The 21,975-nt window shown below is 59.9% G+C and carries 23 protein-coding genes; 16 read left to right on the plus strand and 7 right to left on the minus strand.

Features of this window, described 5'->3' with window-relative positions; all coding sequences use genetic code 11:
- The first annotated feature begins 20 nt into the window (after positions 1-20).
- From BFL40_RS31920 to BFL40_RS31930, 4 genes are all read left to right on the plus strand, one after another.
- Positions 21-1,328, plus strand: a complete 1,308-nt coding sequence (locus BFL40_RS31920) for a urate hydroxylase PuuD (protein WP_071487683.1) — start codon at positions 21-23, stop codon at positions 1,326-1,328.
- Positions 1,329-1,463: 135 nt separating this feature from the next.
- Positions 1,464-2,807 (plus strand): nucleobase:cation symporter-2 family protein, encoded by a 1,344-nt coding sequence (locus BFL40_RS31925; RefSeq protein ID WP_071487684.1) that lies wholly within the window; start codon positions 1,464-1,466, stop codon positions 2,805-2,807.
- A gap of 54 nt (positions 2,808-2,861) precedes the next feature.
- Positions 2,862-3,230, plus strand: a complete 369-nt coding sequence (locus BFL40_RS33975; protein WP_139213532.1) for a hypothetical protein — start codon at positions 2,862-2,864, stop codon at positions 3,228-3,230.
- 22 nt (positions 3,231-3,252) lie between these two features.
- Complete coding sequence (locus BFL40_RS31930) at positions 3,253-4,038, plus strand: outer membrane protein OmpK (protein WP_071487685.1); 786 nt, start codon at positions 3,253-3,255, stop codon at positions 4,036-4,038.
- A 127-nt stretch (positions 4,039-4,165) separates the two neighbouring features.
- Here BFL40_RS31930 and BFL40_RS31935 read toward each other — a convergent pair whose 3' ends face one another.
- Entirely contained in the window at positions 4,166-4,606 is a 441-nt protein-coding gene (locus tag BFL40_RS31935; RefSeq protein WP_071487686.1) for a GlcG/HbpS family heme-binding protein, read from the minus strand.
- 267 nt (positions 4,607-4,873) lie between these two features.
- Between BFL40_RS31935 and gcl the strand changes: the two genes are divergently transcribed.
- The 8 genes from gcl (at position 4,874) to BFL40_RS31975 (ending at position 14,228) form a co-directional block, all read left to right on the plus strand.
- Positions 4,874-6,649 (plus strand): glyoxylate carboligase, encoded by a 1,776-nt coding sequence (gcl, locus tag BFL40_RS31940; protein ID WP_071487687.1) that lies wholly within the window; start codon positions 4,874-4,876, stop codon positions 6,647-6,649.
- Between the two features lie 10 nt (positions 6,650-6,659).
- Positions 6,660-7,442: a hydroxypyruvate isomerase gene (hyi, locus tag BFL40_RS31945; RefSeq protein ID WP_071487688.1), complete on the plus strand. Its 783-nt coding sequence runs from the start codon at positions 6,660-6,662 to the stop codon at positions 7,440-7,442.
- Between the two features lie 144 nt (positions 7,443-7,586).
- Positions 7,587-8,477, plus strand: coding sequence for a 2-hydroxy-3-oxopropionate reductase (locus BFL40_RS31950; RefSeq protein WP_071487689.1), 891 nt, complete (start codon positions 7,587-7,589; stop codon positions 8,475-8,477).
- A gap of 161 nt (positions 8,478-8,638) precedes the next feature.
- On the plus strand, positions 8,639-9,919 hold the full coding sequence (locus BFL40_RS31955; RefSeq protein ID WP_071487690.1) for a glycerate kinase type-2 family protein: 1,281 nt from the start codon (positions 8,639-8,641) through the stop codon (positions 9,917-9,919).
- Positions 9,909-11,324 (plus strand): pyruvate kinase, encoded by a 1,416-nt coding sequence (pyk, locus tag BFL40_RS31960; RefSeq protein ID WP_071487691.1) that lies wholly within the window; start codon positions 9,909-9,911, stop codon positions 11,322-11,324. Before BFL40_RS31955 ends, pyk begins: the two co-directional genes overlap by 11 nt.
- 68 nt (positions 11,325-11,392) lie before the next feature.
- Positions 11,393-12,265 (plus strand): urea transporter, encoded by an 873-nt coding sequence (locus BFL40_RS31965; RefSeq protein WP_071487692.1) that lies wholly within the window; start codon positions 11,393-11,395, stop codon positions 12,263-12,265.
- A gap of 31 nt (positions 12,266-12,296) precedes the next feature.
- Positions 12,297-13,118, plus strand: a complete 822-nt coding sequence (locus tag BFL40_RS31970) for an ion transporter (RefSeq protein WP_071487693.1) — start codon at positions 12,297-12,299, stop codon at positions 13,116-13,118.
- A gap of 105 nt (positions 13,119-13,223) precedes the next feature.
- On the plus strand, positions 13,224-14,228 hold the full coding sequence (locus BFL40_RS31975; RefSeq protein ID WP_071487694.1) for a sulfate ABC transporter substrate-binding protein: 1,005 nt from the start codon (positions 13,224-13,226) through the stop codon (positions 14,226-14,228).
- A gap of 79 nt (positions 14,229-14,307) precedes the next feature.
- Here the strand turns inward: BFL40_RS31975 and BFL40_RS31980 are convergent, their stop codons facing one another.
- The gene (locus tag BFL40_RS31980) at positions 14,308-14,922 is read right to left on the minus strand and encodes a DUF5666 domain-containing protein (protein WP_071487695.1); all 615 of its coding nucleotides are present in this window, start codon (positions 14,920-14,922) and stop codon (positions 14,308-14,310) included.
- Between the two features lie 178 nt (positions 14,923-15,100).
- Here BFL40_RS31980 and BFL40_RS31985 point away from each other — a divergent pair, with 178 nt between their 5' ends.
- Positions 15,101-16,297, plus strand: coding sequence for an MFS transporter (locus BFL40_RS31985; protein ID WP_071487696.1), 1,197 nt, complete (start codon positions 15,101-15,103; stop codon positions 16,295-16,297).
- Positions 16,298-16,303: 6 nt separating this feature from the next.
- Here the strand turns inward: BFL40_RS31985 and BFL40_RS31990 are convergent, their stop codons facing one another.
- The 3 genes from BFL40_RS31990 to BFL40_RS32000 all read right to left on the minus strand — a co-directional run bounded on the left by BFL40_RS31990 (position 16,304) and on the right by BFL40_RS32000 (position 18,179).
- The gene (locus BFL40_RS31990) at positions 16,304-16,708 is read right to left on the minus strand and encodes a type II toxin-antitoxin system HicB family antitoxin (protein ID WP_071487697.1); all 405 of its coding nucleotides are present in this window, start codon (positions 16,706-16,708) and stop codon (positions 16,304-16,306) included.
- Positions 16,709-16,719: 11 nt separating this feature from the next.
- Positions 16,720-16,908: a type II toxin-antitoxin system HicA family toxin gene (locus BFL40_RS31995; RefSeq protein WP_065901605.1), complete on the minus strand. Its 189-nt coding sequence runs from the start codon at positions 16,906-16,908 to the stop codon at positions 16,720-16,722.
- A 119-nt stretch (positions 16,909-17,027) separates the two neighbouring features.
- Positions 17,028-18,179 carry a cytochrome P450 gene (locus tag BFL40_RS32000; RefSeq protein ID WP_071487698.1) on the minus strand — a complete coding sequence of 384 codons (1,152 nt, stop codon included), beginning with the start codon at positions 18,177-18,179 and terminating at the stop codon, positions 17,028-17,030.
- A gap of 74 nt (positions 18,180-18,253) precedes the next feature.
- On the opposite strand from BFL40_RS32000, the gene BFL40_RS32005 reads away from it, so the two are divergent.
- Entirely contained in the window at positions 18,254-18,940 is a 687-nt protein-coding gene (locus BFL40_RS32005) for an ArsR/SmtB family transcription factor (RefSeq protein ID WP_071487699.1), read from the plus strand.
- A gap of 22 nt (positions 18,941-18,962) precedes the next feature.
- On the opposite strand, the gene phnN is transcribed toward BFL40_RS32005, so the two are convergent.
- Positions 18,963-19,535, minus strand: coding sequence for a phosphonate metabolism protein/1,5-bisphosphokinase (PRPP-forming) PhnN (gene phnN / locus BFL40_RS32010; protein WP_071487700.1), 573 nt, complete (start codon positions 19,533-19,535; stop codon positions 18,963-18,965).
- A gap of 306 nt (positions 19,536-19,841) precedes the next feature.
- Here phnN and BFL40_RS32015 point away from each other — a divergent pair, with 306 nt between their 5' ends.
- Positions 19,842-20,540, plus strand: coding sequence for a DUF695 domain-containing protein (locus BFL40_RS32015; protein WP_071487701.1), 699 nt, complete (start codon positions 19,842-19,844; stop codon positions 20,538-20,540).
- A 138-nt stretch (positions 20,541-20,678) separates the two neighbouring features.
- On the opposite strand, the gene BFL40_RS32020 is transcribed toward BFL40_RS32015, so the two are convergent.
- Complete coding sequence (locus BFL40_RS32020) at positions 20,679-21,260, minus strand: histidine phosphatase family protein (RefSeq protein ID WP_071487702.1); 582 nt, start codon at positions 21,258-21,260, stop codon at positions 20,679-20,681.
- A gap of 338 nt (positions 21,261-21,598) precedes the next feature.
- Here BFL40_RS32020 and BFL40_RS32025 point away from each other — a divergent pair, with 338 nt between their 5' ends.
- Positions 21,599-21,874: a DUF6124 family protein gene (locus BFL40_RS32025; RefSeq protein ID WP_071487703.1), complete on the plus strand. Its 276-nt coding sequence runs from the start codon at positions 21,599-21,601 to the stop codon at positions 21,872-21,874.
- Positions 21,875-21,975 lie beyond the last annotated feature (101 nt).

Below are 21,975 nucleotides of genomic sequence, written 5' to 3' on the forward strand. Positions count from 1 at the left end.
ACAGGCGAGAGGTAAAGACTGTGGAAGCACATTTGATGGAATGGCTGAACCTTAGCGTGCGCTGGGTTCACATGATCACTGGCGTCGCCTGGATCGGCGCTTCGTTCTACTTCGTCTGGCTGGAAAACAACCTCAATCGCGTCAACCCCAAGGACGGCCTCGCCGGTGACTTGTGGGCGATCCACGGTGGCGGTATCTATCACCTGGAAAAATACAAACTGGCCCCGCCGACCATGCCGGACAACCTGCACTGGTTCAAATGGGAAGCCTATTTCACCTGGATGTCCGGCATCGCGCTGCTGTGCGTGGTGTTCTACGCCAACCCGACCTTGTACCTGCTGGCCCCGGGCAGCAGCCTCAGCGGTCCGGAAGGTGTATTGCTGGGCCTCGGCTCGCTGCTGGCCGGCTGGTTCATCTACTCCTTCCTCTGCGACTCGGCCCTGGGCAAGCGCCCTGCCCTGCTCGGTTTCATCCTGTTCGTACTGTTGATTGGCGCCGCGTACGGCTTCAGCAAAGTGTTCAGTGGCCGTGGTGCGTACCTGCACGTGGGTGCGGTGATCGGTACGATCATGGTGGGTAACGTGTTCCGCATCATCATGCCCGCACAACGTGCATTGGTGGCAGCCATCGCGGAGAACCGCACGCCGGACCCAGCGCTGCCGGCCAAAGGCCTGCTGCGTTCACGCCACAACAACTACTTCACCTTGCCGGTGCTGTTCATCATGATCAGCAACCACTTCCCGAGCACCTACGGCAGCCAATACAACTGGCTGATCCTGGCCGGGATCGCGGTGGCGGCGGTGTTGGTGCGTCACTACTTCAACACCCGTCATAACAGCCAGAAGTATGCGTGGACGTTGCCGGTTGGCGCGTTGGCGATGATTTGCCTGGCGTATGTCACCGGCCCTAAACCAGTTGCCACCGCACCGGATGTGGCCAAGGCGCCTGCAGTGATCGAGTACCAGCCATTGCCGGAAACCGCACTGGGTGGTGGTTTGAAACCCGCAGCAACAACCGCCCCCGCCGAACCTGTCGCGGCACCGGCACCTGTACCGGCCCAGGCGTCGATTGATTTCGACAAGGTGCATGGGGTGATCCAGGAACGCTGCGCCGTATGCCATTCGGCCAAGCCCACCAGCCCACTGTTCAGTACTGCACCAGCGGGCGTGATGTTCGACACCCCGGCACAGATCCAGCAGCAGGCAGCGCGCATTCAGGCGCAGGCCGTCGCCAGCCAGATTATGCCGCTGGGCAACATCACCCAGATGACCCAGCAGGAGCGGGATTTGATTGGCACCTGGATCAACCAGGGGGCCCGCACAAACTGACGGAGTTACACAGAATCAATTGTGGGGGCTGGCTTGCCAGCCCCCACAATTGAGATCTGTGGTGTTTGGAAGATTGAGCGCCACCCGGCAATTGAATGCCGAACAACACAAAAATAAAAAGATCCGAGGTGTTGCATGTCCCAGTTAGAAACGCAGATTTCTGCCGCACCCGCGATGGTGCGGCTGCCCCTCTTGCAACTGATTCTGGTAGGCCTGCAACACGTCTTGCTGATGTATGGCGGCGCCGTCGCCGTCCCCCTCATTATTGGCCAGGCCGCCGGTCTGAGCCGTGAAGAAATCGCTTTTCTGATCAACGCCGACTTGCTGGTAGCGGGCATTGCCACCATGGTGCAATCGTTCGGCATCGGCCCGGTGGGCATTCGTATGCCGGTGATGATGGGCGCCAGTTTCGCCGCCGTCGGCAGCATGGTTGCCATGGCCGGCATGCCCGGTATCGGCTTGCAGGGGATCTTCGGTGCAACCATCGCCGCCGGGTTCTTTGGCATGCTGATCGCGCCGTTCATGTCCAAAGTCGTGCGCTTTTTCCCGCCGTTGGTGACGGGCACCGTGATCACTGCCATCGGCCTTTCGTTATTTCCAGTTGCCGTGAATTGGGCCGGGGGGGGCAGCGCCGCCGCGACATTCGGCTCGCCGGTTTACCTGGCAATTGCCGCCCTGGTACTGGGCACCATCTTGTTGATCAACCGTTTCATGCGCGGCTTCTGGGTAAACATCTCGGTGCTGATCGGCATGGCCCTGGGTTACGGCTTGTGCGGCATGCTCGGCATGGTCGACCTCAGCGGCCTGGCCCAGGCGCCGTGGGTGCAAGTGGTGACGCCGCTGCATTTCGGCATGCCCAAGTTCGAGTTGGCACCAATCCTGTCGATGTGTCTGGTGGTAGTGATCATCTTTGTCGAATCCACCGGCATGTTCCTCGCCCTGGGCAAGATCACCGGCCAGGAAGTCACGCCAAAAATGCTGCGTCGCGGCTTGTTGTGTGATGCCGGAGCATCCTTCTTTGCCGGTTTTTTCAACACATTTACCCACTCTTCGTTCGCACAAAATATCGGCCTGGTGCAGATGACCGGCGTGCGCTGCCGCTCGGTGACGATCATGGCCGGCGCGTTTTTGATTGTGCTCAGCCTGCTGCCGAAAGCGGCATTTCTGGTGGCGTCCATTCCACCCGCCGTACTCGGCGGCGCGGCAATTGCCATGTTCGGCATGGTCGCGGCGACCGGCATCAAGATCCTGCAGGAAGCCGATATCGCCGACCGTCGTAACCAACTGCTGGTGGCGGTGAGCATCGGCATGGGCTTGATCCCCGTGGTACGCCCAGAGTTTTTCGCGCAGCTGCCTCTATGGATGAGCCCGATTACCCACAGCGGGATAGCTATGGCCACCCTCAGCGCGTTGTCGCTGAACATACTGTTCAACATCCTCGGTGGCTCTGAACGACCCGTCGTCGCCCACACGCATTGATTGCGCCTGTTATTAAAACAACAACAAAAATAATAACGAACAGGAAACACCCCCATGCACGCCATTCACCCGGGGCCGGCCACAAGCTGCGCCCCATTCTCGCCCCACGCGCTCTCTAACAGCGCACTTGAGCCAAGGCCTGGGAGCCAGTATTCTCCGCGCCCGCTCGAATCGACTCAAAAAAAAACAGCGAATGTAAAAGCTGACTGCAGGGCCAACTTATCCTGGCTCCATGTCTGCGGCCAACGTGCACAAAAAACCTCCGGATTCGACTGCATCAAGTGCAGCCGAAGGCGTTTTATTGGCTTTTTAAACACCTTGGCGCAGCTCTTGCTAAAAGCATTAAAGCTGACCAAACAGACGATTTTTGCAGCGAACCAAAAGGCGCCACACCAGAGCGCCTGCGTAGAAAAAAAACCATAAACTTTGACTCGGGAGCAACCGAATGAAACCTATGTTGAAAGGCCTGATGTTGGCAGGATCCCTGCTGGCAGGCGGCCAAGCGGTAGCCGGTGACTTATTGCAGTGGCAGAACAACAGCCTGACTTACCTGTGGGGCAAGAACTTCACCATCAACCCACAGATCCAGCAAACCGTTACCTTCGAACATGCCGACGCGTGGAAGTACGGCGACAACTTCCTGTTCGTCGACCGCATCTTTTACAACGGCAAGGAAGACGGCAACGTCGGCCCCGACACGTATTACGGCGAGTTCAGCCCACGGTTGTCATTCGGCAAGATCTTCGACAAAGACCTGTCATTCGGCCCGATCAAAGATGTGCTGTTGGCCTTCACTTATGAGTTCGGTGAGGGCAATAACAACTCCTACCTGATCGGCCCTGGTTTTGACCTGAATGTGCCGGGCTTTGATTACTTTCAGTTGAACTTCTACCAACGCCACCCAGCAGGCGATCGCCCAGGCAACAACATCTGGCAAATCACTCCGGTATGGTCCTACACCATTCCCGTGGGCAGCTCCAATGTACTGATCGACGGTTACATAGACTGGGTAGTCGACAACGACAAGAACCAGCGCGGCACCTACCACGCCAACCTGCACATCAACCCACAGATCAAATATGACCTGGGCAAGGCGCTGCACTGGGGCGAGAAGCAGTTGTACGTCGGTATCGAATACGACTACTGGAAGAACAAGTACGGGGTTGAAGATTCCGGCGCGTTCAAGACCAATCAGGACACGGCGAGCCTGCTGGTCAAGTATCACTTCTGATTGAACACCGCATAACCAATGTGGGAGCGGGCCTGCTCGCGAATGCAGTGTGTCAGTCACTAAATTGACTGACTGACCACCGCATTCGCGAGCAAGCTCGCGAATAGGTCATAGCCCTCACATCAAATCAAGCTGAAACCCCCGCATCCGCCAACAACCCCACCCCCTCAATTGCCGTAATCGCACACTGCTCATCAATATCCGATGTATCCCCGCTGATCCCGATCGCCCCCAGCACGACGCCTTCCTGACTCCGAATCAACACCCCACCCGGCGCCGGCACCACGCTGCCCTGCCCCAGGCTGTTCAACGCCGCGATAAACGCCGGCCGCTGCTGCGCGTCCAGCGCCAACAGGCGTGAGCCCTTGCCCAAGGCAATTGCGCCCCAGGCCTTGCCGATGGCGATCTGCGGACGCAGCAGGCTCGCACCGTCTTCCCGTTGCAGGGTGATCAAGTGGCCGCCGCTGTCGAGCACTGCGATGGTCAGCGGCGCCGCTGAAATCGTACGACCTGCGGTGAGGGCCTGGCTGGCCAGTTGGGTGGCGAGTTTCAAGGTTAAAGCGCTCATGGTGCCGTCCTTATCTTTTTATGGGGAAAGCGGTGGAGTTCTGTTTGATCAGATGCTCGATCAAACAAATAGAACACAATGACATTTATTTTTGTATACAATAATTTCGCACAAAGGCTCCACGCGTCGAAAATATCCGCTGAAAAGGCCTTCCGACGAACGCAAAGGCCAATGAGTAAAATGGATTGACCTGCGCGGCTCGCCGTGAATACACTTTGATCAGACACCACTTGTATACAATTACAAAACGCAAGAGGCACCAAAACCATGAGCAAAATGAGAGCAATCGAAGCCGCCGTTCTGGTGATGCGCCGCGAAGGGGTCGACACCGCCTTCGGTATCCCAGGCGCCGCGATCAACCCGCTGTATTCGGCTTTGCAGAAGGTCGGTGGCATCGATCACGTCCTTGCTCGCCACGTTGAAGGCGCCTCGCACATGGCCGAGGGCTACACCCGCACCAAAGCCGGCAATATCGGCGTGTGCATCGGCACTTCGGGCCCGGCGGGCACCGACATGGTCACCGGCCTTTACAGCGCCTGGGCCGACTCGATCCCGATCCTGTGCATCACCGGCCAAGCCCCGCGTGCCCGGATGCACAAGGAAGACTTCCAGGCCGTCGACATCACCAGCATCGTCAAGCCAGTCACCAAGTGGGCGACCATGGTGATGGAGCCCGGCCAAGTGCCGTACGCCTTCCAGAAAGCCTTCTATGAAATGCGCTCCGGCCGCCCTGGTCCGGTGCTGATCGACCTGCCGTTCGACGTGCAGATGGCCGAAATCGAATTCGACATTGACGCCTACCAGCCGCTGCCCCTGGCCAAGCCATTGGCCACGCGTATCCAGGTAGAAAAGGCCTTGGCACTGCTGGATCAGGCCGAACGCCCGCTGCTGGTAAGCGGTGGTGGCGTGATCAACGCCGACGCCAGCGAACTGCTGGTGGAGTTCGCCGAGTTGACCGGTATTCCAGTGATCCCAACCCTGATGGGTTGGGGCACGATCCCGGACGATCACCCGCTGATGGTGGGCATGGTCGGCCTGCAAACGTCCCACCGTTATGGCAACGCGACGATGCTCAAATCGGACGTGGTGCTGGGCATTGGTAACCGCTGGGCCAACCGCCACACCGGCTCGGTAGACGTCTATACCGAAGGCCGCAAATTCATTCACGTCGACATTGAGCCAACGCAAATTGGCCGCGTATTCACCCCGGACCTGGGCATCGTCTCCGACGCCGGTTCCGCGCTGACGATGTTCATTGAAGTGGCCCGCGAGTGGAAAGCCGCAGGCAAGCTCAAGGACCGCAGCGCCTGGTTGCATGACTGCCAGCAGCGCAAGGCCACCCTGCACCGCAAGACCCACTTCGACAACGTGCCGGTCAAGCCGCAACGGGTGTACGAAGAGATGAACCAGGTGTTCGGCAAAGACACCTGCTACGTCAGCACCATCGGCCTGTCGCAGATTGCCGGTGCGCAATTCCTGCACGTCTACAAACCACGCCACTGGATCAACTGCGGCCAGGCTGGCCCGTTGGGCTGGACTATTCCGGCGGCACTCGGTGTGGTCAAGGCTGACCCGAGCCGCAAAGTGGTCGCGCTGTCGGGCGACTATGACTTCCAGTTCATGATCGAAGAACTGGCCGTGGGTGCACAGTTCAAGCTGCCGTACATCCACGTCGTGGTGAACAACTCCTACCTGGGGCTGATCCGCCAGGCTCAGCGCGGTTTCGAAATGGACTACTGCGTGCAGTTGTCCTTCGACAACCTCAACGCTCCGGAGCTCAACGGTTATGGCGTAGACCACGTCGCCGTCGCCGAAGGCTTGGGTTGCAAGGCCCTGCGCGTGTTCGAACCGGGCCAGATCCAACCTGCGTTGCGCAAGGCTCAGGAAATGATCGAAGAATTCAAGGTGCCGGTGATCGTCGAGATCATTCTGGAACGCGTGACCAATATTTCCATGGGCACCGAGATCAACGCCGTCAATGAATTCGAAGATCTGGCGCTGGTCGGCAACGATGCGCCGACTGCCATTTCCCTGCTCGATTAAGGAGAACCCTATGCCGCGCTTTGCCGCCAACCTGTCCATGCTGTTTACCGAACAGGATTTCCTTGCCCGTTTTAAAGCGGCCGCTGATGCCGGGTTTGAAGGGGTCGAATACCTGTTCCCGTATGAGTTCAGCTCCGCCGAAATCAAGGCGCAACTGGACGCCAACGGCCTGACCCAAGTGCTGTTCAACCTGCCGGCCGGGGACTGGGCCAAGGGCGAACGCGGCCTGGCGTGCCACCCGGACCGGGTCGAGGAGTTCCGCGCCGGGGTCAAGCTGGCCATCGCTTATGCCCAGGTGCTGGGCAATACCCAGATCAACTGCCTGGCGGGTATCCGGCCACAGGGCGTTGACGATGAAATCCTGGAAAAAACCTTTGTCGCCAACCTCAAGTACGCCGCCGAGAAGCTGCAAGCAGTGGGTATCAAGCTGGTGATGGAAATGATCAACACCCGCGACATCCCGGGCTTCTACCTGAACAACACAGCACAAGCCCTGTCGATTCGCGAGCAGGTGGGCAGCGCCAACCTGTTTCTGCAATACGACATCTACCACATGCAAATCATGGAAGGCGACTTGGCCCGCACCATGGCCTCGCATCTGGGTGAGATCAATCACATCCAGTTGGCGGACAACCCAGGGCGCAACGAGCCGGGCACCGGTGAGATCAACTACCGCTTCCTGTTCGAGCATCTGGACCGCATCGGTTACCAGGGTTGGGTCGGCTGTGAATACAAGCCGTTGACGACCACCGAAGCGGGTCTGGGCTGGCTCAAAACCCATAACGCGATCTAACTCTCACTGATCGTTCCCACGCTCTGCGTGGGAATGCAGCCCGGGACGCTCCGCGTCTCAAAGCGTGACGCGGAGCGTCACAAGAGGCATTCCCACGCAGAGCGTGGGAACGATCAATGCGCCTAATAACAAGAGGATTTCTTCATGGCTAAAATCGGATTTATCGGCACCGGCATCATGGGCGAACCCATGGCCGCGAACCTGCAGAAAGCAGGTCACCAATTGTTCCTGTCCGAACACCACGGCAAGGCACCACAAGCACTGATCGACGCTGGCGCCGTGGCCCTGGCCAACCCGCAGCAAGTGGCGCAGGAAGCGGAGTTCATCATCGTCATGGTGCCCGACACCCCGCAGGTCGACGATGTGCTGTTCCGCGCCGACGGTGTGGCCGCCGGCCTGTCGCCGAACAAGGTGGTGATCGACATGAGTTCGATCTCGCCCACCGCCACCAAGGCCTTCGCTGCGAAGATCAACGCAACCGGCGCGCAGTACCTCGACGCCCCGGTATCCGGTGGCGAAGTCGGCGCCAAAGCCGGCACCTTGAGCATCATGATTGGTGGCGAGCAGCAGACGTTTGAACGCGCACTGCCGCTGTTCCAGAGCATGGGCAAGAACATCACCCTGGTCGGCGGCAATGGCGATGGCCAGACCGCCAAGGTTGCCAACCAAATCATCGTCGCATTGAACATCCAGGCGGTGGCTGAAGCGCTGCTGTTCGCCTCAAAAAACGGCGCCGACCCGGCCAAGGTGCGTGAAGCGCTGATGGGCGGCTTCGCCTCGTCGAAGATCCTCGAAGTGCATGGCGAACGTATGATCAAGGGTACCTTCGATCCGGGCTTCCGCATCAACCTGCACCAGAAGGACCTGAACCTGGCGCTGGCCGGTGCCAAGGAGCTGGGGATCAACCTGCCGAACACCGCCGGCACCCAGCAAGTGTTCAGCACCTGCACCGCGATTGGCGGCGGGAATTGGGACCACTCCGCGCTGATCAAGGGCCTGGAGCATATGGCGAATTTTTCGATTCGCGATAAATAACCTGCTCCACCGCTGATCGTTCCCACGCTCTGCGTGGGAGTGCAGCCCGGGACGCTCCACGTCCCAAAGCGTGACGCAGAGCGTCACAAGAGGCATTCCCACGCAGAGCGTGGGAACGATCGTCTTGAATCTAATAACAAGAATCCCCCGGGAGCCCGCTTATGTCGGTCGATCCGCAACACCTGCTTCGCGAGCTGTTTGCCACAGCCATCGACGCCGCTCACCCCCGGCTCGTCCTTGAACCTTACCTGCCCGCCGACCGCAGCGGCCGTGTGATCGTGATCGGCGCCGGCAAAGCCGCAGCTGCCATGGCGCTCGTCGTGGAAAACTGCTGGCAAGGCGAAATCTCAGGCCTGGTGGTCACCCGCTACGGCCACGGCGCGCCCTGCAAGAAAATCGAAGTGGTCGAAGCCGCACACCCGGTCCCCGATGCGGCAGGGCTTGCGGTCGCCAAGCGTGTGCTGGAATTGATCAGCAACCTTGGCGAAGACGACCGCGTAATCTTCCTGCTCTCCGGTGGCGGCTCTGCATTGCTGGCCCTTCCCGCTGAAGGCATCACCCTGGCCGACAAGCAGGCCGTCAACAAAGCCCTGCTCAAATCCGGCGCGACCATTGGCGAGATGAATTGCGTGCGCAAGCACCTCTCCGCCATCAAAGGCGGCCGACTGGCGAAAGCGGCATGGCCGGCAACCGTCTACACCTACGCGATTTCCGATGTGCCGGGCGACCAGGCCACGGTGATCGCCTCCGGCCCCACCGTCGGCGACCCGAGCACCTCGCAACAAGCCCTGGCGATCCTCAAGCGCTACGGCATCGAGGCCCCCACCTCGGTGCGCAGCTGGTTGCAAAACCCGACCTCGGAGACCGTCAAGCCCGGCGACCCGGTGCTTGCCCGCAGCCACTTCCAATTGATCGCCCGCCCGCAACAGTCCCTGGAAGCGGTGGCGGTGAAAGTCCGCCAGGCCGGGTTCAGCCCGCTGATTCTCGGCGATCTCGAAGGTGAAGCCCGGGACGTGGCCAAGGTGCACGCCGGTATCGCTCGCCAGATTGTGCAGCACGGCCAGCCTTTAGCCGCGCCGTGTGTGATTTTGTCCGGCGGTGAAACCACCGTCACCGTGCGCGGCAATGGCCGTGGTGGGCGCAACGCCGAGTTCCTGTTGAGCCTGACCGACAGCCTCAAGGGCCTGCCCGGCGTCTACGCCCTGGCCGGTGACACCGATGGCATCGACGGCTCCGAAGACAACGCCGGTGCAATCATGACCCCATGCAGTTATGCCCGCGCCGAAGCCTTGGGCCTGTCTGCCAGCGATGAGCTGGATAACAACAATGGCTACGGCTACTTCGCCGCACTCGACGGTTTGATCGTCACCGAGCCGACCCGCACCAACGTCAACGACTTCCGCGCCATTCTGATCCTTGGGAACCCTGCACATGACGCCTGACAAGAAGGTCAAAATCCTCGCCACCCTGGGCCCGGCCATCGACGGTATCGACGACATCCGCGAGCTGGTGGAAGCCGGGGTGAACATCTTCCGCCTCAACTTCAGCCACGGCGAACATGCCGATCATGCCCAGCGTTATCAATGGATCCGCCAGGTGGAGCGCCAGCTGAATTACCCGCTGGGCATCCTGATGGACCTGCAAGGACCAAAGCTGCGGGTCGGGCGGTTTGCCGAGGGCAAAGTGCAATTGGTGCGTGGCCAGGCCCTGCGCCTGGATCTGGACCCGACGCCGGGCGACCAATGCCGGGTCAACCTCCCGCACCCGGAAATCATTGCTGCGCTTGAGCCCGGCATGGACCTGCTGCTGGACGACGGCAAGCTGCGCCTGCGGGTGATCACCAAACATGCCGATGCAATCGACACCACCGTGCTCAATGGCGGCGAACTGTCTGATCGCAAAGGTGTGAATGTGCCACAAGCCTTACTGGAGCTCAGCCCGTTGACGGCCAAGGACCGTCGCGATTTGAGCTTCGGCCTGGAGTTGGGCGTGGACTGGGTGGCGCTGTCGTTTGTGCAGCGCCCGGAAGACATTCGCGAAGCCCGCGAACTGATCGGCGACAAGGCGTTTTTGATGGCCAAGATCGAGAAGCCGTCTGCCGTACAGCGCTTGCAGGAAATTGCCGAGCTGAGCGACGCGATCATGGTGGCCAGAGGTGACCTGGGTGTTGAGGTGCCGGCCGAAAGCGTGCCGCAAATCCAGAAAGACATCATCAGCACCTGCCGCCAACTGGGTAAACCGGTGGTGGTAGCGACCCAGATGCTTGAGTCGATGCGCTTCTCCCCGGCGCCGACCCGCGCCGAAGTGACGGATGTCGCCAACGCCGTGGCCGAAGGTGCGGATGCGGTGATGCTGTCAGCGGAGACCGCGTCCGGCGACTACCCGCTGGAAGCCGTGCAGATGATGAGCAAGATCATCCGCCAAGTAGAAAGCGGCCCGGATTACCAGACGCAACTCGACGTCAGCCGACCCAAAGCGGATGCCACGGTGTCGGACGCAATCAGCTGCGCGATCCGGCGTATCAGCAGCATCCTGCCGGTGGCGGTGCTGGTGAACTACAGCGAGTCCGGCAGCTCCAGCCTGCGCGCGGCGCGGGAACGGCCGGTGGCACCAATCCTCAACCTCACGCCGAACCTGTCGACAGCGCGGCGTTTGAGCGTGGCGTGGGGCGTGCATTCGGTGGTCAATGATCGGCTGCGTCAGGTGGATGAGGTGTGTTCCACGGCGCTGGAAATCGCTCAGGCCCAGGGGATGGCGCAGCGTGGGGATACGTTGGTGATTACCGCGGGGGTGCCGTTTGGGCAGCCGGGGTCTACCAATTCTCTGCGTATCGAGACGTTGATTTAGCGCCTGTAAGGGCCCCTTCGCGAGCAAGCCCGCGAAGGGGGCGATTCGGTCTCATTGACTCAACCAAAATGCACAACCAGACCTGCCCCGACTGGGCCGAAGCCCTGCTCAACGGCTTCAGCCAGATCTTCCTCCAGCGCCAACCGTTGTGTGGCCTGCTGTGCCTGCTGGCCATCCTGATCGGCGCCCCGGCTTTGCTCGGTGGCGCGTTATTGGGTGGCGTCGCGGGTTTGCTCACGGCCCAGCGCCGGGGTTATCCAAAGGCGGAGCGCCAGGCCGGTCTTTATAGCTACAACGGTGTGCTGCTGGGCTTGTTGATCAGCCAACACTTCGCCTGGTCGGCCTTGTTGCCGCCGCTGATTCTGGCGTGCGGTGGCTTGAGCGCGATCCTCACACGGCAATGGCTCAAACACGCGACTCAACCGAATGATTTGCCTGCCTATACCACGCCTTTCGTCGGCCTCGGCTGGTTGCTGCTGGGTACTGCCCCGGACAGCACGCTTGTCGTGACCGAGCCCGACACGTTGTCCGTCTTGGCTGCCCCCTTTACCGGCCTCGCGCAAGTCATGTTGCTGGACCGCCCCTTGGCCGGCACTTTGATTGCACTGGGTCTGCTGCTGGCCAACCGTCGCGCGGCCTTATGGGCAATGATCGGCGCCAGCATCGGCGTGCTGATCGCCCTGCTGCTGGACGAACCCGCCAGCGCCCTCCTCGGCCTGCACAGCTATAACCCGGCGCTGGCTGCGCTGGCATTGAGCCAAACGCGTCGCCAATCCTGGTTGCCGCTGCTCGGCATCGGCCTGGCAATCATCCTCACGCCAGGTTTCGCCGCCCTGCACCTGCCCGCGCTGACCGCGCCGTTTATCCTCGCCTGCTGGCTGGCACGCGCCAGCCAACGGATGTTTAAACCCCGCGTGGACAGCCCGTTCGAATCCCCCTAGGCTTGCTCGATATTCGATTCAGGCGATTTCCATGGACAGCAACAACTGGCGTCAACGGCTGTATGTAATGGTGTTCCAGAGTGACACCGTGGCTGGCCGACGCTTCGATAGCACCCTGCTGCTGATCATCCTCGCCAGCCTGGTGATTGTGATCCTCGACAGCATCCAGGAGGTGCACGACAACTACGCCGACCTGCTGGCCTACATCGAGTGGGGCTTCACCATCATCTTCGCCATCGAGTACGGGCTGCGGCTGTACTGCTCGCCCAAGCCGTTGCGCTATGCGTTCAGCTTTTATGGGTTGGTGGACTTGCTGGCTATCGTGCCCGGCATCCTCGCGCTGTATTACAGCGACGCCCAATACCTGCTAATTATCCGGATTATCCGGATGCTGCGGATCTTCCGCGTGCTCAAGCTGGGGCCGTACCTCAAACAGGCCAACTACCTGATGGCGGCGCTGCGGGGCAGCAAACAGAAGATCGTGGTGTTCCTGCTGAGCGTCTGCACGCTGGTGACAGTGTTCGGCACCCTGATGTACGTGATCGAGGGGCCGGAGCACGGGTTTACCAGTATTCCCAAAGGCATTTACTGGGCAATCGTGACCCTGACCACCGTGGGCTTCGGCGATATCGTGCCGAAGACGCCACTGGGCCAAGTGATCTCGTCGCTGGTAATGATCACCGGTTATTCGATCATCGCGGTGCCTACCGGGATTTTCACGGCGGAACTGGCGAATGCCATGCGCGGTGAACAGCTGCAACACGATTGCCCGGTGTGCAAGAAAGACAGCCATGAGCCCAATGCGGCGTTTTGCTCGCGTTGTGGCAATAATCTTTTCAAAAGAATGGAATAAGCAAAGAGCGTTTTAATCTTTAAACGTCTATGCGGCGCCCGCTATAGTCGATGGCAAATTGCCCCCACTCAACCAATAACCTTCTCGAACAACAAGGAATGAGCAGTGAAAAAACTCGTTAGCGCCTCTCTCCTGGCCGCCGGCCTGGCCCTGGCCGGCGCCGTCCAGGCTGCACCGGTCACCCTGCTCAACGTCTCCTACGACGTGATGCGCGACTTCTACAAGGACTACAACGCCGCCTTCCAGAAGCACTGGGAAGCCGAGCACCCGAACGACAAGTTGACCTTGCAAATGTCCTTCGGTGGTTCCAGCAAACAAGCGCGCTCGGTCATCGACGGCCTGCCGGCTGACGTGATCACCATGAACATGGCCACCGACATCAACGCCCTGGCGGACAACGGCAAACTGGTGCCGGACAACTGGGTCACCCGCTTGCCGAACAACAGCGCGCCGTTCACCTCCGCCACGGTATTTATCGTGCGCAAAGGCAACCCTAAAGCCCTGAAAGACTGGCCGGACCTGCTCAAAGATGGCGTGCAAGTCATCGTGCCGAACCCGAAAACCTCGGGTAACGGCCGTTACACCTACCTGTCGGCATGGGGCTACGTGCTCAAAAACGGCGGCGACGAAAACAAGGCCAAGGCCTTTGTCGGCAAGCTGTTCAAGCAAGCGCCTGTGCTGGACACCGGCGGCCGTGCAGCGACCACGACCTTCATGACCAACCAGATCGGCGACGTGCTGGTGACCTTTGAGAACGAAGCGGAAATGATCGCCCGTGAATTCGGCCGTGATCAGTTCGAAGTGATCTACCCAAGCGTCTCCGCCGAAGCTGAGCCACCCGTGTCGGTGGTCGACAAAGTCGTCGAGAAGAAAGGCACCCGCGCCGCGGCCGAGGATTATCTGAAATACCTGTGGTCGCCGGAAGGTCAGGAAATCGCTGCCAACAACTACCTGCGTCCGCGTGATCCGAAGGTGCTGGCCAAGTACACCGACCGCTTCCCGAAAGTCGAGTTCTTGTCGGTTGAGAAGACCTTTGGTGATTGGCGTACCGTGCAGAAAACCCACTTCAATGATGGTGGGATTTTTGATCAGATCTACAGCGGGCAGTAAGCCGCTGTAACCGAATAAGTGCGGTCAAACATATGGGAGGGCGCTTGCTCCCTCCCATATTTGAGTCGATGTTTGGCCGCTACATCGGCGGTGTTACGCCATCCTTGCCAGCTGAGATAGCTTGAGCAGTAATAGTCCCGTCCTCCCCCTTCGCGGCAAACAACACCACCTTCGTCCCCACCTTGAGCAAGCTGCGATCCCCCGGCTCCAGGTTGACGATCGGCACATCATCCGGCACCACAATCTTCTGCTCGCCGCCTTTGTACTTGACGGTCAAGGTGCGCCCTTTGCTGACCACCAGGTCGCCGACGGTGCCGTTGGTCATGCTGCTACCTTCCTTCAAATCGAACGCGCGGTGCCCGTCGCCCGTACCGGCCATGGCCGGTGGAAACACATGGACTTCAAGCGCGGTGAGGCTGCCCTCGGCATTCGGCATGGCGGCCGAGCCGATGTAGCTGCCAGGCTTGATGTCTTCGATCTTGGCCAGGGTCACGGCGCGAACCTGGGTGTCCTTGGTGAGTTGCACGGTGACGTCTTCGCCGCTATTGACCTTGACGTGTATCGCGTCGCCATCAATTGCAGTGATAGCGCCGCGTACGCCCACTCGCGGGGCGTCAGCGGCATTGGCCAAGCCAATCGCCATGGCCGCGGCGAGGGTTGAAGCCAGGAGCATCTTGTTCAACGTGATCTTCATGACGGTGGATTTCCTGTTTCGGCAGTTGGGTCTGAATGTATCATTGCCGTTCGACTCAAAAGTTAACGTTTCAGTCATTAATTTCCGGCATGAGTGATATCACTGCCAACGGTCTACCCCGCGCGGAGTCTTGTCTCTACTCTCGCACGCAATCTTCCTTCGCTTTGATGAGAACACCATGAACGCCACCCCACACGCCCCAAGCACGATGACCCGCGGCATGGTGATGCTGTTTGCGTTCTGTTGCGGCGCTATCGTTGCCAACATTTACTACGCGCAACCGATCATCGAGCTGATTGCCCCGGACATTGGCCTTACCCCGGCGATGGCCAGCCTGATCGTGTCGCTGACGCAAATCGGCTATGCCTTGGGCCTGTTCTTCCTGGTGCCGCTGGGTGATCTGCTGGAAAACCGCAAGCTGATGATCGCTACCACCGTAGTGGCTATCGCTAGCCTGCTGGGCGCGGCGTACACCGAGCAGCCGAACCTGTTCCTGCTGGTGTCGTTACTGATCGGTTTCAGTTCGGTCTCAGTGCAGATTCTGATCCCATTGGCTGCGCACCTGGCGCCCGCCGAATCCCGTGGCCGTGTGGTCGGCAGCATCATGGGTGGCCTGTTGCTCGGTATCTTGTTGGCACGGCCGGTGTCCAGCGTCGTGGCCGACCACTTTGGCTGGCGCGCGATGTTCATGGCCGCCGCCGCGTTAATGGCGTTTATCAGCTTGGTACTGCTGATGACCATTCCCAAGCGCCAACCTGACCACAGCGCCAGCTACGGCCAACTGCTGCGATCCCTCGGCACCCTGCTGCGCCAGCAACCGATACTGCGCCAACGGGCGTTTTACCAAGGTTGCATGTTCGCCACCTTCAGCCTGTTCTGGACCGCAGCGCCCTTGGAGCTGGCGCGTAATCACGGCCTGAGCCAAAGCGAGATCGCACTGTTTGCGTTGGTGGGTGCGCTGGGCGCTATCGCCGCGCCTATCGCCGGCCGCCTCGCCGATGCCGGCCACACCCACCGCGCCTCGCTGCTGGCCATGCTGTTTGCCGCGCTGAGCTTCCTGCCGGCCTTCATACACCCGCTGTACAGCGTGATCGGCCTGGCGGTGACCGGCGTGGTCCTGGACTTCTGCGTGCAGATGAACATGGTCCTCGGTCAGCGCGCCATCTACGCCCTCGACGCCAACAGCCGCAGCCGCCTGAATGCGCTCTACATGACCAGCATCTTCATCGGCGGCGCCTTCGGCTCGGCGATTGCCAGCAGCGTGTATGAACACGGCGGCTGGCTGGGCGTGATGCTGGTGGGCAGTGCGTTCCCGCTGGTGGCGTTGTTGCGGTTCTTGAGTGTTTCGCGTGAAGCCACAGTCGCCACCGCCTGAACGCCCTTAAGAGCGCACCAACTTCTCCAAAGCCGCATCCGCCAGAAATGACGAGCGGCTTTTGACCTTGTGCTCCCGCACATAGCGGTCGATGCGTTGAATGACATAACCGGGCAAGGTCACATTGACCTTCTCGGTCTTGCCCAGATAGGGCGAGATGTCCAACTCCAACATTCCCCAGCCCATCCCGGCGTAGTCTTCGTGAGCGTGATGATTCGCCACCGACGTTGGCATCGGAATCGGTCCACCCTCTGCCGCGATCTCCTGCAACATGATGTGCGCAACTTCCACAGCGGCGTTGTACGCCTCTTCAAAACTGTCCCCCGCAGTGACTGCGCCTGGGATATCGGGGATCTGAATACCGGTGGCGGTGAAGTCATCGCCCCATTCGATACACATTGGGTATTGCATGAATGTTCTCCTTAAAACTGAAACAGCCCGGCGCGTTTCCTGATGCTTCTGACGGTGCCCAGCGGCAGGTCCTTCTTGGGATGGGGCACCGGAATGGTGTACGGGTTATAACGATGGGTAAAAATGTGATGACTGCCCGTGACCCGATCCAACACCCAACCCGCCTCTTGCAGCTCCTTGATCAATAACCTGCTTTGCACCTCAGCCTCCTTGGCTTGGCCTGAATAAAAGTAACCCTAGAGTTATCTTTACTCAAGCACAAAATGCCGAAGCCTGACTGACGGTTGTTTTGCGGAATGTTGAAAACACGGGATAACCGTCAGTCTCGGCCACCGGTCTGCATCGCGGCTGCATAACTTAAAGGCTCGTTGCGGAACCAAGGGATGCGCCCATTAACAGACGGCCAATAGCTGAACTGACACGCGCTGGCCAACACAGTCGGTTGACGACGCAGTAACGCCAGGACGGCCTGCGAAGCAATGGTCAAGGCGATCTTCTGCCCTGGGCATTGATGAATGCCTGCGCCAAAGCTGAAGATTCGCCGCTGTCGCCGCTCGAGCAAAACGCTGTCCGGGTCCGGATTCGCTTCGGAGTCACGATTGGCGGACGCCAGCACTATCAGAACGGTGTCCCCTTCCTCCAAGACACGGTTGCCAATTGTGCAGCGCCCTGCCACGAATCTCCGCGTGTTTTGTACGGGCGAGTCATAACGCGCCACTTCTTCTACCAGCGCAGTCGCCAAGGCTGGCGCGCGCAGAATCCGCTCAACCAGATCAGGCCGCCGAGCGAGTAGCACCAGCGTGTTGCCAATCAAACCGGCAGTGGCTTCGCAGGTCTGTGACAACAGACCGATCAGGTTGGCACTCAATACTTCCGGATTCTCCCAGCCACCTCTGCGGATGTGCGCCAGCAACACGGCTTCTTCAAGTACGTCGCTGAACATCTGCCTCAACTGCGACGCGCTGGCATCAGCGGTACGCAGTTGAGCTTCACTGCTCAGCGGCGAGAGGCTGGCGACGAAACTCCGTGTGAGCTCGGCGACAGAGGCTAACTGCTCTGCCGGGAACCCCAGCAGAGCCGCAACCACCGAGACGGGTAAGGTGAACATCAACGCGTCGAGCTTATCCACGCCGTCGATGAGTCGCCCCACTGCAGCTGCGACAGTGTGTGCGTCCACTGCGGCCAACGCTGGCTCGATCACCGACCTCGGGCACCGATGGGCAGAGCCCTCATTCATACGCATCAATCGCGCAAAAACCTGCCCTGCCGCGCCCTGCGCAATCGCCTTGGGCACCGGCTCGTGCAACGGGCGTACGCGACAATCGGGATGCGCCAGCACCGACTCGACCACCTTGGCGCGGCTGGCGATCCAGAGGCCAAGATCAGCATCAAAGATTAGCTCGCCCTGGCGCCTCAGGCCTGCGTAATACGCATAGGGATCAACATGGGTAGCGGCTTGTAGCGGTGTCATTCGGGACGTCCTGTTCTCAAAGAAGCGCTACTATCGGCCCCCTGACACAACAATGATTCGCCCAGGAACGAAACATGAACGCCCATGACGATGACGCAGCACTCTCACAAGTCGCCGGTGCGATTGCAGAACCTGCGCGCACGAAAATGCTCTGCGCGCTGATGGATGGTCACGCGCGTACCAGCACCGAGATGGCCGTGATTGCCGGGGTGAGTACTTCCACCGCCAGCGCCCACTTGGCCAGGCTCAAGGATGATGGCCTGATCAAGTTGCATACCCAGGGCCGCCATCGTTACTACAGCCTCGCGGGTCCGCACATAGCCCAGGCGATCGAAGGCCTGATGGTGATCAGCCGAAACAGCGCAAAAGCGTTTGTGCCGAACACGCCTAATCGTTTGCAGTTCGCACGCACCTGCTACGACCACATGGCCGGCACCTTGGCGGTCCAGTTGCATGACCATTTCATCGCATCCGGTTGGCTGATTGGCGACGACACTTACCAGCTCACAGCACCCGGTGAAAAAGTAATGATCGAACTTGGGGTGGATGTAGCGGCACTGTCCGCACAGCGACGACGTTTTGCCTGCTCGTGCCTGGATTGGAGCATGCGCCGCCCGCACCTGGCCGGCGCGTTGGGCGCAGCGTTGCTACAGAGCGCCATCCGCCGTGAATGGGTGACTCAGGACCTGGATAGCCGGGCGCTCGGTTTGACGCCCAAGGGACGTAAAGCGTTGGCGAGCCGATTTGGAATAGAAGCATAAGAACACTTGTGCAACGTCAGCGTCAGGCGCAGGCCGAATGCCCGTGGTCCAGGCAGCACAACAAACGCTCGACCGTATGCTCCAGCGGGCCGGAGTTATCCAGCACGAATAATCCGCACGCATTGCCCGCAATCAGGTCAGCAGTAAACCGCGCATTACGCGCCAGACGCGCGTCGATATCCACCAAAGACTCACGCCCCCGCGCTATCAAGCGCTGGCGCAGCACGGCTTGATCAACGGTCAGCAACACCACCAGCAACGTCGGATAACGCTCACGGGTTTGTGCCAGATGCGCGCGGGAGCCATTGACCAGCACGTCGTCCCCCGCCGCCAGCCACTCGTCGATTTCCTTGGGAATGCCATAGGACAACCCGTTGGCCTGCCAACTAAGGGCAAACGCACCCTCAGCATCCATCGCGGCAAACTGCTCCGGGCTTACACCCTGGGCCGCTTCACCCACCGCTTCCGCCGAGCGGGTGATCACACGACGCACAATGCGACAACCGCGCTCAGCCAAGCGTGTGCGTGCGGCATCCAACAGGCTGTCCTTGCCCGAACCCGATGGTCCGATGAGATAGATCAACCTGCTTGCCATCAAAACACCCTCTTCGCTTGTCGCCGGATTTGTTGTACTACAGGAGGCCCGGCGGCGGCCACATTACCCGAGTGCGACCCGCCGGAACAGCCATGCGGGGTGACCGCAGTTGAGTTCAAACGACAGTCGGCGCGGGAGGTGTCAGTGCTGTCGCTTGCACATGACTGGCGGGCGGCAGGTTGATGAAGGTTTGTGAAAGGTTGAAGGGGGTTACCCAGTGGCCTGCGGCGAAGCCGTCTGGCACAATCCGCACCATTAATTAGCCACTACTTGACGGCACTTCCGCAGATTTAAGGAAAAACACGGATGTTCACTGACAAAACCCGTCCTCTGGCCTATCACCGACTCTGCGGGCTGGCGCTGGCCAGCCTGCTCGTCGCTGGCTGCGCCACCCCTCCCCCTCAACCACGGCCGGTGGCTGTACGCGATCACTGCCTGGATAAAGGGCCTGCAGGGAGCGCGGCATTCGAGAACTGCACGGCCGACCAGCAAGCGCAGAAAGCGAAAATGCTAAAAGACGTCCTCGCCGTGCTCGACAAGACTCCTGGCCGACAACCCTTGGCCGATCCGGGCCCGGACGGTTATCAGGCAGCCGACTTCCCGGAAACCCCCAAGGTCCTGAACTACCAGGGCGAACGCTCGATCTCGGTCACTGAAAAACAGGCGTTGCCTTACAAGATCAGAATCACCTGGAAATTCGACTCACCTTTCCCCGTGCCCGTACCGGGCGACGTCTACAGGATGGGCCAGATGCGCCAGCAGGTCGTGCCGGCCGTGGAGGCGCAAGGGCTTGCCAAGTTTGTGTGCACGGTGACGGCTGACCAGCAGGTGCAGTGGATTTTCTATGCCAAAAGTGAAGAGACGTTCATGGCACAGGTGAATGCCGCACTGGCCAAGAGCGACCGTTACCCGCTGGTGTTCACGGCGAATAAAGAACCCGCGCTGAGCAGCGAGATGGCCGGGGCTGGAACTCTCCGCATCACGCCCAAAACCTGTATGGAATGACGTTATGGCGAGCAGGCTTGCCCTGCGTTGGGTTGCGCAGCAGCCCCAATAAAATGACCGCGTTCGCCGCCAGGTTTTGGGGCCGCTTCGCAGCCCAACGCGGGGCAAGCCCGCTCGCCACAGAGTTGTACGTAGCGGTTAGATCGGTGCAGTCGCTGGAAACGCCATGACGTTGAAATCGTCCAAAACCAGCATCTCTCCATTCGAAAGCTGCCAGTTGAAGAAGTCCGAAAAGTCTCCTCTGGCTAGAGCGCGAATCACCTTCGCCACAAAGCCATGAGCGACCAGCAACACAACACGCGCAGCATAGAGGGCTGCCAGCTCCACCAAACCTCGATGTACACGGGCAACCACATCTGCAATCGACTCACCGCCCGCTGGCCCAACGGCCCATTGGCGCGTGATGTTCTGCGCCCAAAGCTGTGGGTGCATTGCCCTCACCTCAGCCTGCGTCAGCCCTTCGAACACGCCGACGTCGCGCTCGCGAAAGTCGCCCATTGTTAATGGCTCAAGATTCAACTCACCGTTAAGAATTTGCGCGGTTTGCTGGGCTCGCACGCGCGGAGAGACGATTAACACCTCAATGCCGCTGGGCAGTTTCTTGCTGAGAGACGCAGCCTGCTCCCTGCCCCGCTCGGTTAATTCCGGGTCGAGCGCGCCGAGGTAACGATGCTCGGCGTTGGCCCAGGTTTCGCCATGGCGTACGACATAGAGATCCATGAGGTCCTTCTCGTTGAAAGTGAACGGGGGAATACAGATAACAAACTCTTGGTACTTCCGCGACTTTTCCTACGATCTATGTGGCTTGCAGTTGCTATAACGCACCGTTAGCCTCTCGCAGTCGCTGCTTATCAGCGATCGGGCTTGGTCGCCCGGGTTAGAATGGCGCACAGTGCCGCGCAAGCGGCATTATTGTGTTCGCGTTATGGCGAGCTGTGCGTGGGAGGGCTCCGGCCCTGCCGGGTTTCCATTCCCTGGTCGACCAACCTGCGTACAGCTCGCCACCCTTCTGCTTGGTCGCGGATGTGGCGAGCTCTAATTGAATGGAGATTTACTGCATGAAAAAGGCTACCCCGAATCCCCCGCCATCCTCTTTGGATGACACATCACAAACCCCACCCGACATTATCTTCACCGTCCGTCCCGGCCTCAACACTGAAGTTGCCTTAAGCAATGCCAGCGAGATGCTGGAATCGGCGACTGTGTGTGCGTACGACTGTGCCGAGCACCTGGATGGCTCAGGCCGCAAACAGGTATTGGCGGTGGTGCAGATGATTGAGATTGCGCAGTTGTTGGTAGATCAAGCGCTGAACCGGGAGTGTCCCGTGGCCTGATGGCTAAGGAGATCCCTTGTGGGAGCGGGCTTGCTCGCGAATGCGGAATATCAGCTGATTCAACGGGTGGCTGACCCACCGCTTTCGCGAGCAAGCCCGCA

The sequence above is a fragment of the Pseudomonas costantinii genome (assembly GCF_001870435.1).
In the GTDB taxonomy this organism is placed as follows: Bacteria; Pseudomonadota; Gammaproteobacteria; order Pseudomonadales; family Pseudomonadaceae; genus Aquipseudomonas; species Aquipseudomonas costantinii.